Source organism: Amycolatopsis azurea DSM 43854 (assembly GCF_001995215.1).
Lineage (GTDB): Bacteria > Actinomycetota > Actinomycetes > Mycobacteriales > Pseudonocardiaceae > Amycolatopsis > Amycolatopsis azurea.
Genome location: NZ_MUXN01000025.1, coordinates 310,153 through 325,634, shown reverse-complemented (window position 1 = coordinate 325,634; position 15,482 = coordinate 310,153). Strand labels below are relative to the sequence as shown.

Here is a 15,482-nt window from a genome sequence, read left to right as displayed (position 1 = left end):
CCGTCACCGTGGATGGAGAGTCCGTCATGACCGAACAATCCCTGCATCGCCGCCGTTTCCTGCTGGGAGGCGCGGCCGTCGGAGCGGGTGCGCTGCTGACCGCGTGCACCTCGAACGAGGCACCGGCACAGGACAACGCGGCCAACGTCGCCAACGCCGGGGCCAACTCGCAGCCCGGAACCCCGGTCACCATCGGGTTCTCGGCCCCGGCCGCGGACCACGGCTGGATGGCGGCCATCACCAAGAACGCCCGCGCGCAGGCGCAGAAGTTCAGTGAGGTCACGCTCAACGCGACCGAGGGCACCAACGACGTCAACCAGCAGATCTCCCAGGTGGAGACGCTGATCAACGCCAAGGTGAACGTCCTGGTGATCCTGCCGTTCGACGGCAAGGCGCTCACCGCGGTCGGGCAGCAGGCGATGGACGCCGGCATCCAGGTGATCAACCTGGACCGCGTCTTCGACACCCCGCTCGCGTACCGCACCTGGATCGGCGGCGACAACTACCGCATGGGTGTCAACGCGGGCAACTACATCGCCCAGCAGATGAAGGCGAAGAACGTCGCCAGCCCGGTGATCGGCGAGGTCGCCGGTATCGACTCGCTGCCGCTGACCCAGGAACGCAGCAAGGGCTTCAAGGACGCCTTGGCCCGTCAGGGTTTCCAGGTCGGACCGCGGGTCTCGGCGGAGTTCACCCCGGAGTCGGGCGAGAAGCAGACGTCGAACCTGCTGCAGTCCGCGGCCAAATTGGACGCGCTGTGGAACCACGACGACGACCAGGGGGTCGGCGTCATCGCGGCGATCAACAACGCCAACCGCAAGAACTTCCTGATGGTCGGCGGCGCCGGTTCGAAGAACGCGATGAACCTGATCAAGTCCGACGCCGAACCGCTGAAGGCGACGGTGCTCTACAGCCCGTCGATGGCTTCTTCGGCGATCTCGCTCGCGCGGCTCCTCGGTCAGGGCAAGGGGGCAGGCGACTTCGCCGAGCACGAGATCCCCGCCGAGATCACCACCTACTCCGCGGTGGTCACCAAGGAGAACGTCGACAAGTACATGGACGTCGGCTTCGACTCGTAAGACCCGCAATCCCGACATCCCGACACACGCAGGTGGACCTAGGAGGGGCATGAGCACGGCAAAGGAAACGATCGGGATCGGCATGGTGGGCCACGCGTTCATGGGTGCGGTGCATTCGCACGCGTGGCGCAGTGTGCACCGGTTCTTCACGCCACCGCTGATCCCGAGACTCGCCGTGCTCGGCGGCCGTGACGAGGTGCGGGCGAAGGCCGCGGCGGAACGGTTCGGCTGGGAAGACGTCGAGACGGACTGGCGTGCGCTGATCGCCCGCGACGACGTCGACCTGGTCGACATCTGCACGCCGGGCGACAGCCACGCCGAGATCGCGATCGCCGCGCTCGAAGCCGGGAAACACGTGCTGTGCGAAAAGCCGTTGGCCAACACCCTCGCCGAGGCCGAAGCGATGGCCGAGGCGGCGGCGAAGGCGCGGGCGAACGGCGTCCGGTCCATGGTGGCGTTCAACTACCGCCGGGTGCCCGCGCTCGCGCACGCCAGGAAACTGGTCGCGAGCGGGGCGCTCGGCGAGATCCGCCACGTGCGGTCGGTGTACCTGCAGGACTGGCTGTCCGACCCGGAATCGCCGATGACCTGGCGGCTGCACAAGGACAAGGCGGGTTCGGGCGCACTGGGCGATCTCGGCGCGCACATCGTCGACGCCGCCCAGTTCGTCACCGGCGAGAAGATCACCGGCGTTTCCGCGCTGACCAACACCTTCGTCAAGGAACGGCCGGACGGCGACGGCGGCACCGGGCAGGTCACCGTCGACGACACCGCGCTGTTTCTCGGCCGGTTCACCGGCGGGGCGGTGGCGAGCTTCGAGGCGACCCGGTTCGCGCTGGGCCGCAAGAACGCGATGCGGCTGGAGATCAACGGATCGAAGGCGAGCCTCGCGTTCGACTTCGAGTCGATGAACGAACTGTCCTTCTTCGACGGCGGCCAGCCCGCCACCGAGGCCGGGTTCCGCCGGATCCTGGTCACCGAACCCGAGCACCCGTACGTCGGGGTGTGGTGGCCGCCGGGGCACCTCCTCGGCTACGAGCACACCTTCACCAACGAGGTCGCCGATCTGCTCACCGCGATCGGCGACGGCACGGATCCCGAACCCTCCTTCGAGGACGGGCTGAGGGTTCAGCAGGTCCTGGACGCGGTCGAGCGCAGCGCGGCCGAAGAAGCCCGATGGACCGCTGTGTTCGGCGTCACACGAACAGGAGTGGCTGAGGAGTAGATCCAACCGAAAGTCGCATGGACGTACGTCACTGCGACTTGGTTCGATCCGAAACGTCCGACCATCCGAACACAAACGCCGTTGGACTTTTCGGGTTGGGAAAGGTGGAGAAATGCCTGCTCAGGAACGCACGGGCATCTGGTTGATCGGGGCGAGGGGGTCTGTCGCCACCACCGCGGCGGTGGGGCTGCTCGCCCTCCGCGCGGGGGTGGCCGGCGGTGGCGGCTGTGTCACCGAACTGCCCGCGTTCGCCGGGGTTCCGTTGCCTGGCTGGGATGATCTGGTCCTCGGTGGGCACGACATCGTGCACACCCCGCTGGAGAAGCGCGCCGAACAGCTGGCTCACGCCGGCGTGTTCGGGCACTCGGTGTTCTCGGCGGTCCGGTCCGGGCTTGCCGAAGTGGACGCCGAGATCCGCGACGGCTACCACCCGGCGACGCATACGGGTGCCCAGGCCGACGCGGCCGCCCGGCTCACTGCGGACATCCGAGCTTTCGCCGAGCGGCACGACCTCGCGCGGGTCGTGGTCGTGAACGTGTCCTCCACCGAGGCTCCGTGCCCCCACCTGCCCGAACACGACGATCTCGACGCGCTGGAGGTGGCACTGGCCGATCCTGCCCGGGCGGTGCTGCCCTCCAGTTCCCTCTCGGCCTACGCGGCGCTGAAGGCGGGAAGCCCGTACGTCGAGTTCACACCGTCGGCCGGGATCACCCTGCCCGCGCTGCGGAAACTCGCCGAGCGGGAAGGCCTGCCGTACGCGGGTTGCGACGGCAAGACCGGCGAGACCCTGCTCCGCACCGTCCTCGCGCCGATGTTCAGCGCGCGGGCGCTGAAGGTCCGCTCCTGGGCGGGCACCAACCTGCTGGGCGGTGGCGACGGCGAGACCCTCGCCGACCCGGTGACCGCGAACAGCAAGCTGGAATCCAAGGCCCGCGGGCTCGCCGCGCTGCTCGGTGACGACGTCACCGCGCCGCTGCACATCGACAACGTGCCCGACCTCGGCGAGGTCAAGACCGCGTGGGACCACGTGTCGTTCGAGGGTTTCCTCGGCGCCCGCATGAGCTTGCAGTTCACCTGGACCGGCTACGACTCCGCGCTCGCGGCGCCGCTGATCCTCGACCTCGCCCGCTTCGTCACCGCCGCGCACGCCGCGGGGCAGAGCGGCGCGCTGACCGAACTCGGGTTCTTCTTCAAGGACCCGCTGGGCAGCGACGAACACCGCTTCGCCGAGCAGACCGCTCGCCTGGTCGCTTGGGCGGGAGCCCTGTGAAGGCCTACGTAGAACTCGTGCGGGCGCCCGCCGCGCTGACGGTGCTCGGTGACACGGTCGCCGGATCCGCCGCGGCAGGGCTCAAGATGACCGGGCGACGGCTGCTGCTGCCGTTGTCCTCGGTCGCCTTCTACTGGGCCGGGATGGCCCTCAACGACTGGGCGGACCGGAAGCTCGACGCCGTGGAGCGCCCCGAGCGGCCGATCCCGTCCGGGCGGGTGAGCGCGGGCGCGGCGCTCACCACCGGTGCCGCGCTGACCGCGGCGGGCCTGGGCCTGGCCGCTCTCGGCGGCGGACGCCGGGCGATGCGGGTCGCGGTCCCCCTGGCCGCTTCGGTCTGGGCCTACGACACCGTGCTCAAACCGACCCCGGCCGGACCGGTGGCGATGGCGGCCTGCCGCACGCTCGACGTCCTGCTCGGTGCGGGGATTGAAACCCGCCGTGCTCTCACCGCGGCGGCCGCGGTGGGCGTCCACACGCTGGGCGTCACGGCCCTGTCCACCGGTGAGGTCCACGGCGCGAACCCGGCGACGGCCCGTGCCGCACTCGCCACCAGCTGTGCGGCGACAACGTTGGCATTGACCGGGCCGGCGCGGGGCGGCTGGCATCGCGCGGCCTCGATGGCCGCCGGCTCGGGCTACGCGGGCCTGGTCGGCAGGGCTCAGGCGGACGCCGTCCGCGATCCGTCGGCGAAGTCCGTCCGTTCGGCGACGAAGTCCGGCATCCACGGCATGGTCCCGCTCCAGGCGGCGGTCACGGCCAAGGGCTCGGTCCTGGGGGCGGCGCTGGTCGCGGCCGCGCTGCCGATCGCCCGCAAGCTGTCGAGGAAGGTGAGCCCCACATGACGTTCTCCTTGGGATACGGCACCAACGGCTTCTCGAACCACCGCCTCGACGACGCGCTCGCGGTGATCGCCGACCTCGGGTACACCGGGGTGGCGCTGACGCTGGACCACGACCACCTCGACCCGTTCGCCGACGATCTGGCGCGGCAGGTCGACCACGTGGCCTCCCGGCTTTCGGCGCTCGGCCTGAACCGGGTCGTCATCGAGACGGGCGCGCGGTACCTGCTCGACCCGTGGCGCAAGCACTCGCCGACGTTGCTCTCGGACGACCCCGCACTGCGGATCGACTTCCTGGCGCGGGCCTTGCGGATCGCCGGGGACCTCGGCGCGGACTGCGTCTCCTTCTGGTCAGGTGTGTCCACTATGGACAACGACATCGCGTGGTCCCGGCTGCGTGGGGGAGTCGCGGCGGTCCTGGAGCACGCCGCGCGGCTGAACGTGCGGCTGGCGATGGAACCCGAGCCCGGGCACCTGGTGCAGCACCTGAGCCAGGTCCTGGACCTGCGCAAGGAACTCGGCGAGCCGGAGCTGTTCGGCGTCACGCTCGACGTGGGGCACTGTGTCGCCGTCGAACCGGTCAACGCGGCCGAATGCGTCCGCCTCGCCGGCCCGCTGCTGTGGAACGTGCAGCTGGACGACATGCTGCCGCGGGTCCACAAGCATCTGGAGTTCGGCGACGGGCATCTGGATCTGCCCGGGACGCTCTCCGCGCTGGCGGAGATCGGCTACACCGGGCTGGCCGCGGTCGAGCTGCCCCGGCACAGCCACGCCGCGCCGGACACCGCGCGCCGGGCCTTCGAGGCGCTCACCGCCGCGATGCCGCAGACGTGGTCGGCCAAGGCGGAACGCCGGATCCGGGAGAAGCCGTCGGTGATCGGCGTGCTCTTCCCGGCCGTCGGCCGCGAGGTCGGCCGGGAAGCGCTGCGGCCGGACACGGATCCGCGAGGCCTGGTCCACGGCACCGTCGACGACCGGGCGCGGGTCCGGCTGGTGACGGTCCTGTCCGACGTCCTCGACGACGCCGCGCTGGCCGCGGAACTGCGCGATCTCTACCGCTTCGGCGACGACGCCGAGCGGCGCGGGGTCCTGCGGGCGCTCGGCGCGCTGGAGTCCCCGGGCGCCGAGGTCACCGATGCCGGGATCAAACTGGTCGAAGACGCCCTGCGCGCCAACGACATCAGGTTGGTCGCCGCCGCCATGGGTGACTTCGCCCGGTTCCTGGACGACCACACCTGGCGTCACGGCGTCCTCAAATGCGTCTTCGTCGGCGTGCCGCTGGCCGCCGTCGCGGACCTCGAAACCCGCGCGGACGACGAGCTGAAGCGGATGCTCGCCGATTTCGCCGACGAACGCAGGGCGGCCGGACGTGACGTTCCCGCCGACGCCCTCGCCTTGCTCAAGGAAGGCCGCTGACCGTGCGCATCTTCGATCCCCACATCCACATGTCCTCCCGGACCACCGACGACTACGAAGCCATGTACGCGGCCGGTGTCCGCGCGCTGGTCGAACCCGCGTTCTGGCTGGGGCAGCCGCGTACCAGTGTCGGCTCGTACACCGACTACTTCGACGCGCTCATCGGCTGGGAACGGTTCCGCGCCGCGCAGTTCGGCATCCGGCACCACTGCACGATCGCGCTGAACCCCAAGGAGGCCAACGACCCTCGCTGCCGCGAGGTGCTCGACGTGCTCCCGAGGTACCTGGCCAAGGACGGCGTGGTCGCGGTCGGCGAGGTCGGCTACGACTCGATGACCAAGGAAGAGGATGAGGTCTTTTCCCAGCAGCTGGCGATGGCGCTGGAGCACGACCTCCCGGTGATGGTGCACACCCCGCACCGCGACAAGCTCGAAGGCACCAAGCGCACTCTCGACGTCGTCCGGGAAGCCGGTATCGCACCGGAGCTCGTCATCGTCGATCACCTCAACGAGGTCACCGTCAAGCTGGTCAAGGATTCCGGCGCCTGGATGGGCTTCTCCATCTACCCGGACACCAAGATGGACGAACACCGGATGGTCGAGATCCTGCGCCAGTACGGGCTTGATCAGATGATCGTCAACTCGGCCGCGGACTGGGGCCGCTCGGATCCCTTGAAGACCGCCAAAACCGGCCAGGCGATGCTCGACGGCGGCTTCACCGACGCCGACGTCGACAAGGTGCTGTGGCAGAACCCTGTCGCGTTCTACGACCAAAGTGGACGGCTCACGCTCGACCCGCTGCCCGGGTTCACCGGCGAGGCAGTGACGTTCGAGGGCAACTCGGTGTTGCGAGGTGCCCGCAAATGATCTCCTACTGCACGAACGTCCATCCCGCCGAAGACGTCGACGGCATCGTCGCACAGCTGGAGCGATACGCGCTCCCGGTGCGCGAGCGGCTGGGCGACGACAAACTCGGCGTCGGGCTGTGGCTCTCCGCACCGGTCGCGCGCGGGCTCGCCGGCGATCCTCAGGCGCGCAAAGCCTTCCGGTCCGAACTCGACGCACGCGGGCTCAGTGTGTACACGCTGAACGCGTTCCCGTACGGCGGGTTCCACGACGAGGTCGTCAAGCACGCCGTCTACCGTCCTGAATGGACTCATTCGGACCGGGCCGCGTACACGATCGACTGCGTCACGGTGCTGTCGGATCTGCTCGCCGAGGATGCCGCATACGGCAGTATCTCGACGTTGCCGTTGGCTTGGCGTGAACCGTGGACCGACCACGACGACCACAGCGCGGCCGTGGCCTTCGAACAGGTCGTCCGCGCGATCCGGGCCACCGGCGACCGGCCGATCCGGCTGGCCGTCGAGCCCGAACCCGGGTGCGTGCTCGACACCGTCGCCGACGCGCTGGGCTGGCTGTCCGGCCGCGTCGACCCGGAGTACGTCGGGCTGTGCCTGGACACCTGTCACCTCGCGGTGTCGTTCGCCGACCCGGCGGAGACGCTCAAGGCGATCGCCGAGTCCGATGTGGACGTCGTCAAGGTGCAGGCTTCCGCCGCGTTGCACGTCGAAAAGCCGGCCGAGGCCCGCGAAGCGCTCGCCGCCTTCGCCGAACCTCGCTATCTGCACCAGGTCCGCGAGCTTTCGGGCGGTGCAGTGCACAAGGCCGACGACCTGCCCGAAGCCTGGACGGAACTGCCGGGGGAGGGCCCGTGGCGCGTGCACTTCCACATGCCGCTGCACCAGGCCCCGGCGGCGCCGCTGGCCACCACGACGGACGTCCTGCGCGCCGTCGCCGCCGGGCTGCCCGGCGAGCCGCACATCGAGGTCGAGACCTACACCTGGAGCGTGCTCCCGGACGCGGGTGACCTCGTCGGCGGGATCGCCGCCGAACTCGAGTGGGCGAAGGCGAACCTGGTCAAGGAAGGGGTTTCCGCATGAAGCCGCTGGTCGTCATCGACGTCGTCGGGCTGACCCCGAAGGCGTTGCGGGACATGCCGAAACTGTCCGCCGTCGCCAAGGACGGCTGGCAGGCCGAGCTGGGCACGGTGCTGCCCGCTGTCACGTGCAGCGCGCAATCCACGTTCCTCACCGGGCTCATGCCCGCGCAGCACGGGATCGTCGGCAACGGCTGGTATTTCCGCGAGCTCGGCGAGATCTTCCTGTGGCGTCAGCACAACCGGCTCGTCGGCGGCGAGAAGCTGTGGGAGACCGCGCGGGCGGCGCATCCCGGGTACACCTCGGCGAACGTCTGCTGGTGGTACGCGATGGGGATGAGCACCGACGTCACGGTGACCCCGCGGCCGATCTACCACGCCGACGGCCGCAAGTCGCCGGACGCCTACGTGCGGCCGCCCGAGCTGCACGATCAGCTGACCGGCGCGCTGGGGGAGTTCCCGCTCTTCCAGTACTGGGGCCCGACGGCGTCGCTCAAGTCGAGCAAGTGGGTCATCGGCGCGTCGCGGCAGATCCTGCGGGAGAAGCGGCCCGACCTGCTGCTGACCTACGTCCCGCACCTGGACTACGACTTGCAGCGGTTCGGTCCCGACGCGCCGCAAGCCGCTTTGGCGGCGCGGGAACTGGACAACGCGCTCGCGCCGCTGCTCGACGACGCCCGCAACGCCGGGGCGACCGTGGTCGCGCTCAGCGAATACGGGATCACCAACGTGCACCGGCCGGTCGACATCAACCGGGCACTGCGGCGCGAGGGCCTGCTGGAGGTCTACACCCAAGCGGGCATGGAGTACCTCGACCCGTGGGCGTCGCGCGCGTTCGCCGTCGCCGACCATCAGGTCGCGCACGTCTACGTCCGCGACTCCGCCGATGTCGAACGGGTGCGCTCGATCGTCGGCGAGCTGACCGGTGTCGACGAAGTCCTCGACCGTGAGGCGCAAGCTCGTTACGGGATCGACCATGAGCGCGCGGGCGAACTCGTCGCGGTCGCCGAGCCGGACTCGTGGTTCACCTACTACTACTGGCTCGACGACGAGCGGAAGCCCGACTTCGCGCGCGGCGTCGAGATCCACCGCAAGCCGGGCTACGACCCCGCCGAGCTGTTCTTCGACCCGGAGGACAAGTTCGCCAAGGCGCGGGCCGGGCTGAACCTGGCCAAGAAGTTCGCCGGGCTCCGGTACGCGATGGACGTCGTCCCGACCGATCCGCGCTGGGTGCGTGGCTCGCACGGGCGGCTGCCGGATTCCGCAGAGGACGGTCCGGTGCTGCTGTGCTCTGACCCGGCCTTCCAGCCGTCCGGTCGTGTGGGGGCGACCGACGTGCATCCGTTGTTGCTGTCGTTGCAAGGCCTGAAATAGGAGGTGGCGTAGTGGTGTGGTCGGCCCGTGTCGCGAAAGTGGCTTTCGCAACATCCCAGGGCAGCTCGGGTACGACGGGCTGACCACTCCAGTGGGTCGTGAGTGGTAAGTGACGTTAGAACGTCACTTACCACTCACGACCACCCCGACTCCCTCCCGACCGCCACCCTCCGTCCCCACCTACCGGAAAGGCGCTCTCCACCCGCATCCCCTTCCTTGATCGCCGCCGCTCATCGAAAGGATCGCTACTGCTATGTCTTTGAAACGACGACTGGGTGTGCTCGTCACAGCCACGGTCACGGCTCTGACAGGCGTCGCGCTACCGGTGCACTCCGCATCGGCGCACGAAGCGGCGACGGTGCTCGTGTTCTCCAAGACCGCGGGCTTCCGGCACGATTCGATCCCCGACGGGATCAAGGCGATCAAGGAACTGGGGGCGCAGAACCACTTCGGTGTGGAAGCGACCGAGGACGCGGTGGCCTTCACCGACGCGAACCTCAAGCGTTTCACCGCGGTGGTCTGGCTTTCCACCACCGGTGACGTGCTGAACGCGGACCAGCAGGCCGCGTTCGAGCGGTACGTGAAGGGAGGCGGCGGGTACGTGGGCGTGCACGCCGCCTCCGACACCGAATACGACTGGCCCTGGTACGGCGACCTGGTCGGGGCGTACTTCAAGTCCCACCCGCAGATCCAGCGGGCGAACGTCAAGGTCGAGGACCGCGACCACGTGTCCACTGTGGATCTTCCGGAGACCTGGCCGCGCACCGACGAGTGGTACAACTACCGCGCGAACCCGCGGAGCAAGGTCAACGTCCTCGCCAGCCTCGACGAGAAGAGCTACCAGCCCGGTGACGGCGCGATGGGCGATCACCCGATCGCCTGGTGCCACGAGAACTCCGGCGGCCGCTCCTGGTACACCGGCGGCGGGCACACCAAGGAGTCCTACGCCGAGCCGGCCTTCCTCAAGCATCTGGCCGGTGGCATCAAGTACGCCACCAAGCTGAGCGAGGCGGGCTGCGCCAAACAGACCCAGGAAGACCCGGTCGACGCGGACTTCGACCAGATCACCCTGGCCAAGGGCGAGGAGAAGACCGGCGAGCCGATCGCGCTTTCCGTGCTGCCCAACCGCGACGTCCTGCACACCTCGCGCGACGGCCGCGTCTGGTACACCAGCTCGTCGGCGACGACTTCGCTGGCCGGGCAGATCCCCGTCTACAACCACGACGAGGACGGCCTCCAGGGTGTCGCCATCGATCCGGACTTCGCCAAGAATCGCTGGGTCTACCTGTACTACGCGCCCAAGCTGAACACCCCGGCCGGTGACGCGCCGGAGAACGGCACCCCGGCGGACTTCGAGCCGTTCAAGGGGTACAACCAGCTCTCACGGTTCAAGCTGGGCACCGACAACAAGCTCGACATCGCCAGCGAGCAGAAGATCCTCCAGGTCCCGGCCGAACGCGGCATCTGTTGCCACGCCGGCGGCGAGATCGACTTCGACGCGCAGGGCAACCTCTATCTGTCCACAGGGGACGATTCCAACCCGTTCTCCTCGGACGGCTTCACCCCGATCGACGAGCGCGCCGACCGCAACCCGGTGTACGACGCGCAGCGCAGCTCCGGCAACACCAACGACCTGCGCGGCAAGGTGCTGCGGATCAAGGTCGGCACAGGAGGGAAGTACACCGTCCCCAAAGGCAACCTCTTCCCGAAGGGCAAGGCCAAGACCAAGCCCGAGATCTACGCGATGGGCTTCCGGAACCCGTTCCGGTTCGCCGTCGACCGCAAGACCGGCTGGCTCCACCTCGCCGACTACGGTCCCGACGCCGGTGCGGCCGACCCCAAGCGCGGACCTGGTGGCACCGTCGAGTTCAACCTGATCAAGAAGCCCGGCAACTTCGGCTGGCCGTACTGCATCGGTGACAACCAGCCGTTCATCGACTACGACTTCGCCACCAAGCAGTCCGGCGCCGCCTTCGACTGCGCCAAGCCGAAGAACACCAGCCCGCGCAACACCGGGCTGACCGATCTGCCGCCGGTCGAGAAGGCGTGGATCCCCTACGACGGCGGTTCGCTGCCCGAGTTCGGCACCGGCCCCGAGTCGCCGATGGGTGGCCCGGTCTATCAGTACGACGCGAAGAACCCGTCGCAGACGAAGTTCCCGGAGTACTTCAACGGCAAGACCTTCGCCTACGAATGGGAACGCGGCTGGATCAAGGAGATCACCGTCGGCAAGAACGGTGAACGTGGCGCCATCAAGCCGTTCTTCGACTCGATGGACCTCGTCCGCCCGATGAACATCGAGTTCGGCCCGGACGGCGCGCTCTACGTCCTCGACTACGGCACCGGTTATTTCGGCGGCTCCAAGGAATCCGCCGTCTACCGCATCGACTACACCAAGGGACGCAAGACCCCGATCGCCCAGGTGGCCGCGGACAAGACGTCCGGCCAAGCACCGCTCACCGTCAAGTTCGACCCGGCCGGGACCAACGACCCCGACGGCGGCGCGCTCACCTACGCCTGGGACTTCGACGGGAACGGCACGACCGATTCCACCGAAGCCGCCCCGGTTTCCCACACCTACGGCGCGAACGGCCAGTACACGGCGAAGCTGTCCGTCACCGACTCCACCGGGCTGACCGGCTCGGCGAGCGTGGTGGTCACCGTCGGCAACACCGCGCCGGTGGTCACGCTGAAGACCCCGGTCAACGGCAGCGTGTTCAGCTTCGGCGACATGGTCCCGTTCAAGGTCGAGGTGACCGACGCGGAGGACAACCCGATCGACTGCTCGAAGGTGACCGTCGAATACATCCTCGGCCACGAGGGGCACGGCCATCCGCTGAGCCGCGCGACCGGCTGTGAGGGCACCATCGCCACGCCCGCCGACGAAGGACACGGCGCGGACGCCAACGTCTTCGGCGTCATCAACGCCAGCTACACCGACAACGGCGGCAACGGCGTGCCCGCGCTCACCGGTGACGCGGAGTCCATCCTGCAGCCGAAGCTGAAGCAGGCGGAGTTCTACACCCAGTCCAGCGGGATCGAGGTCGTCGGGCACGCCGGCGCCAGCGGCGGCAAACGCGTCGGCCACATCGAATCCGGTGACTGGATCAAATTCGACCCGGTGAACCTCGTCGGCGTCCGCGGCATCGGCTACCGGGTCTCCTCCGGTGGCGAGGGCGGCACGATCGAGGTCCGCTCGGGCGCGGTGGACGGGCCGCTGGTCCAGACGGTCACCGTCGCCAACACCGGCGGCTGGGACACCTACGCCGACCTTCCCGCCTCCGCCATCACCGACCCCGGCGGCACCGGCTCCTTGTTCCTCGTGTTCAAGGGCGGTTCCGGCGGCTTGTTCGACGTCGACGCGATCACCTTCGAGGAGAACTGATGAGCCGTCCGATCACCCTGTTCACCGGTCAGTGGGCGGATCTCCCGTTCACCGAGGTGTGCAGGCTGGCCAGTGAATGGGGCTACGACGGCCTCGAAATCGCGTGTTCCGGCGACCACTTCGAGGTCGACCGCGCACTGTCCGAAGAGGACTACGTGCCCGGCCGCCTGAAGCTGCTCGCCGAGCACGGCCTCAAGGTGTGGGCGATCTCCAACCACCTCGTCGGACAGGCCATCTGTGACGACCCGATCGACGAACGCCACCAGGCCATCATCCCGTCCAGGGTGTGGGGCGACGGTGAACCGGAAGGCGTCCGGCAGCGGGCCGCGAAGGAAATGGCCGACACCGCCCGCGCGGCGGCGAAACTCGGTGTGGACACGGTGATCGGCTTCACCGGTTCGAAGACCTGGAAGTACGTGGCGATGTTCCCGCCGGTCTCGCAAGCGGTCATCGACGAGGGCTACACCGATTTCGCCGACCGCTGGAACCCGATCCTCGACGTCTTCGACGAGGTCGGCGTGCGGTTCGCGCACGAGGTGCATCCCTCGGAGATCGCGTATGACTACTGGACGACCAAACGTGCGCTCGAAGCTGTCGGCGACCGTCCGGCATTCGGGCTGAATTGGGATCCTTCGCATTTCATCTGGCAGGACCTCGACCCGGTCGGTTTCATCCTCGATTTCGCCGACCGGATCTACCACGTGGACTGCAAGGACACCAGGAAGCGGTTCGACGGACGGAACGGAAGGCTCGGCTCGCATCTCCCCTGGGGAGATCCCCGACGCGGCTGGGACTTCGTTTCGACCGGGCACGGCGACGTGCCCTGGGAGGACTGTTTCCGCGCACTGAATTCGATCGGCTACGCCGGTCCGATCTCGGTGGAGTGGGAGGACGCCGGCATGGACCGGCTCCGGGGCGCGGCGGAAGCCGTGACCTATCTGCGGGGGCTCCTGTTCGACAAGCCGTCGGCGGCCTTCGACGCGGCTTTCAGCAACCAGAAGTGAGGGCGGTTTCATGTGCGGTGAAGAAGCTGAGCGGTTCCACTCTCGACGGTCGCTACTCCGGGGCGCCGCGACGGCGGCCGTCGCGGTCGGCGCCGCGGTAGCCGTTCCGGGGCTCGCGAACGCGGCTCCCCAGGCGGAGACCCAGGGACACGGCCACGGCCGCGGCCGGGTCCCGGTGGACAAGATCAGCATCCAGCTCTACTCCCTGCGCACCGCGTTGCAGGCCGATCTGCCGGGAACCCTGTCCGCGCTGGCGGACATCGGCTACCGGAAGGTCGAACTCGCGGGCACCTACGGCCGTACGGCGCAGGAGTTCCGCGGTCTGCTGGACAAGAACCACATCAGGGCGACGTCCACGCACGTCGGCATCGACGGTGACCTCGACAAGACCATCGCCGACGCGAAGGTCCTCGGGAACATCCGGGCCAACGTGCCGTTCGCGGCCTTCGACACCATCGACGGCTGGAAGCAGTTCGCCGGACGCCTCGACACGGCGGCGCGGAAGTTCCGCCAGGCGGGGATCCCGCTCGGTTACCACAACCACGCCCACGAGTTCGCGGCCATCGACGGCGTGCGTCCGTACGACGTGCTCACCAGGGGCACCAACCCGCGTTACGTGCACCTGGAGATCGACCTGTTCTGGGCGGTGGAAGGCGGGGTCGACCCGGTTTCCCTGTACCGCCAGCACTTCCCGCGCGTGGTGCAGTACCACGTCAAGGACCGGACCGCGGACGGCAAGATGGTCGACCCCGGCAAGGGCGTCATCGACTTCCCCCGCATCTTCGGCTGCACCAGGCCGAACCTGCACGAGTACATCGTCGAGCACGACAACCCCACGGATCCCCTGAGCACCGCCCAGACCGGATTCACCTATCTCCGTAACGTCCGCTTCTAGCTCGGGAATCCACAATGGACAAGAACAAACGCGGGCTGTCCCGCAGATCGATGCTCGCGGGCACCGCGGCCGGGGTCATTGCCCCGGTCGTGGTGTCGGCCAGCGCCGGTTCGGCACCGGCCGCCGCGGCGGGGATGACCCGCAACATCACCGTCTACGCCGACTACGTTCCCGGCACGACCCGGGTCGGTTACGGGCTCGAGCCCGGCAAGCCGACGATCCCCGGACCGCTCCTGGAGTGCTACGAGGGCGACACGCTGGTCATCGAACTGGTCAACAACACCGACCAGCGCCTTTCGATCCACCCGCACGGCGTCAACTACGACACGAAGTCCGACGGTTCGCCGTTCAACGATTCCTTCAACAAGCCGTACGAGACCAAGACCTACACCTGGAAGACGCGGACGGCTTACCAGGCGGCCAACGGTTTCTGGATGCCCGGCAGCGCGGGGTACTGGCACTACCACGACCACGCGTTCGGCGGCGACCACGGCACCGTCGGCCTGATGAAGGGCCTCTACGGCGGCTTGATCGTGCGCAAGCGCGGGGATCTGCTGCCCAGCAAGCAGTTCACCGTGGTGTTCACCGAAATGTGGATCAACCACCAGGTCGCCCCGAACACCCCGATCTTCGAGGCGAACCTCGGCGAACGCGTCGAGTTCATCTGCATCGGGCACGGCAACCTGATGCACACCTTCCACCTGCACGCGCACCGCTGGGCGGACACCCGCACCGGCATGCTCACCAGCGCGACCGACAACGCCCCGATCCTCGACAACAAGACCCTGGACCCCGGCAACTCCTTCGGGTTCCAGGTGATCGCCGGTGACGGCGTCGGGCCGGGCGCGTGGATGTACCACTGCCACGTCCAGCAGCACTCGGACGACGGCATGTCCGGGGTGTTCCTGGTCCGCAACGCCGACGGCGGGATGCCCGCGGGCGCCCAGGAGGCGATCGACCGCTTCAAGGGACATCAGCACGGCACCACCTCGTCCACCCCGAACGCCACCGGCGCCTCGGCCCACTCACACCACTAGCCTCTAAAGGAGCGAGAA

General features: G+C 68.5%; 12 protein-coding genes. All 12 read left to right on the top strand.

Features of this window, described 5'->3' with window-relative positions:
• Positions 1 to 26: 26 nt before the first annotated feature.
• The 12 genes from B0293_RS33850 (at position 27) to B0293_RS33795 (ending at position 15,464) form a co-directional block, all read left to right on the top strand.
• Entirely contained in the window at positions 27 to 1,079 is a 1,053-nt protein-coding gene (locus B0293_RS33850; RefSeq protein WP_005157780.1) for a substrate-binding domain-containing protein, read from the top strand.
• 49 nt (positions 1,080 to 1,128) lie between these two features.
• The gene (locus tag B0293_RS33845; protein WP_005157781.1) at positions 1,129 to 2,304 is read left to right on the top strand and encodes a Gfo/Idh/MocA family protein; all 1,176 of its coding nucleotides are present in this window, start codon (positions 1,129 to 1,131) and stop codon (positions 2,302 to 2,304) included.
• A gap of 112 nt (positions 2,305 to 2,416) precedes the next feature.
• Complete coding sequence (locus B0293_RS33840; RefSeq protein ID WP_005157783.1) at positions 2,417 to 3,574, top strand: inositol-3-phosphate synthase; 1,158 nt, start codon at positions 2,417 to 2,419, stop codon at positions 3,572 to 3,574.
• Complete coding sequence (locus tag B0293_RS33835; RefSeq protein WP_005157784.1) at positions 3,571 to 4,419, top strand: SCO3242 family prenyltransferase; 849 nt, start codon at positions 3,571 to 3,573, stop codon at positions 4,417 to 4,419. Before B0293_RS33840 ends, B0293_RS33835 begins: the two co-directional genes overlap by 4 nt.
• Positions 4,416 to 5,831, top strand: coding sequence for an EboA domain-containing protein (locus tag B0293_RS33830; protein ID WP_005157785.1), 1,416 nt, complete (start codon positions 4,416 to 4,418; stop codon positions 5,829 to 5,831). The genes B0293_RS33835 and B0293_RS33830 overlap by 4 nt, the downstream gene beginning before the upstream one ends.
• 2 nt (positions 5,832 to 5,833) lie before the next feature.
• Positions 5,834 to 6,697, top strand: a complete 864-nt coding sequence (locus B0293_RS33825) for a TatD family hydrolase (protein ID WP_005157786.1) — start codon at positions 5,834 to 5,836, stop codon at positions 6,695 to 6,697.
• Positions 6,694 to 7,773: a metabolite traffic protein EboE gene (gene eboE, locus B0293_RS33820; RefSeq protein WP_005157787.1), complete on the top strand. Its 1,080-nt coding sequence runs from the start codon at positions 6,694 to 6,696 to the stop codon at positions 7,771 to 7,773. Before B0293_RS33825 ends, eboE begins: the two co-directional genes overlap by 4 nt.
• Positions 7,770 to 9,143, top strand: a complete 1,374-nt coding sequence (locus B0293_RS33815) for an alkaline phosphatase family protein (RefSeq protein WP_005157788.1) — start codon at positions 7,770 to 7,772, stop codon at positions 9,141 to 9,143. Before eboE ends, B0293_RS33815 begins: the two co-directional genes overlap by 4 nt.
• Before the next feature lie 253 nt (positions 9,144 to 9,396).
• Positions 9,397 to 12,528, top strand: coding sequence for a ThuA domain-containing protein (locus tag B0293_RS33810; protein WP_005157790.1), 3,132 nt, complete (start codon positions 9,397 to 9,399; stop codon positions 12,526 to 12,528).
• Positions 12,528 to 13,532 carry a sugar phosphate isomerase/epimerase family protein gene (locus B0293_RS33805; protein ID WP_005157792.1) on the top strand — a complete coding sequence of 335 codons (1,005 nt, stop codon included), beginning with the start codon at positions 12,528 to 12,530 and terminating at the stop codon, positions 13,530 to 13,532. The genes B0293_RS33810 and B0293_RS33805 overlap by 1 nt, the downstream gene beginning before the upstream one ends.
• A 10-nt stretch (positions 13,533 to 13,542) precedes the next feature.
• Positions 13,543 to 14,427 (top strand): sugar phosphate isomerase/epimerase family protein, encoded by an 885-nt coding sequence (locus tag B0293_RS33800; protein WP_005157801.1) that lies wholly within the window; start codon positions 13,543 to 13,545, stop codon positions 14,425 to 14,427.
• A 14-nt stretch (positions 14,428 to 14,441) separates the two neighbouring features.
• Positions 14,442 to 15,464 (top strand): multicopper oxidase domain-containing protein, encoded by a 1,023-nt coding sequence (locus B0293_RS33795; RefSeq protein WP_005157803.1) that lies wholly within the window; start codon positions 14,442 to 14,444, stop codon positions 15,462 to 15,464.
• Positions 15,465 to 15,482 lie beyond the last annotated feature (18 nt).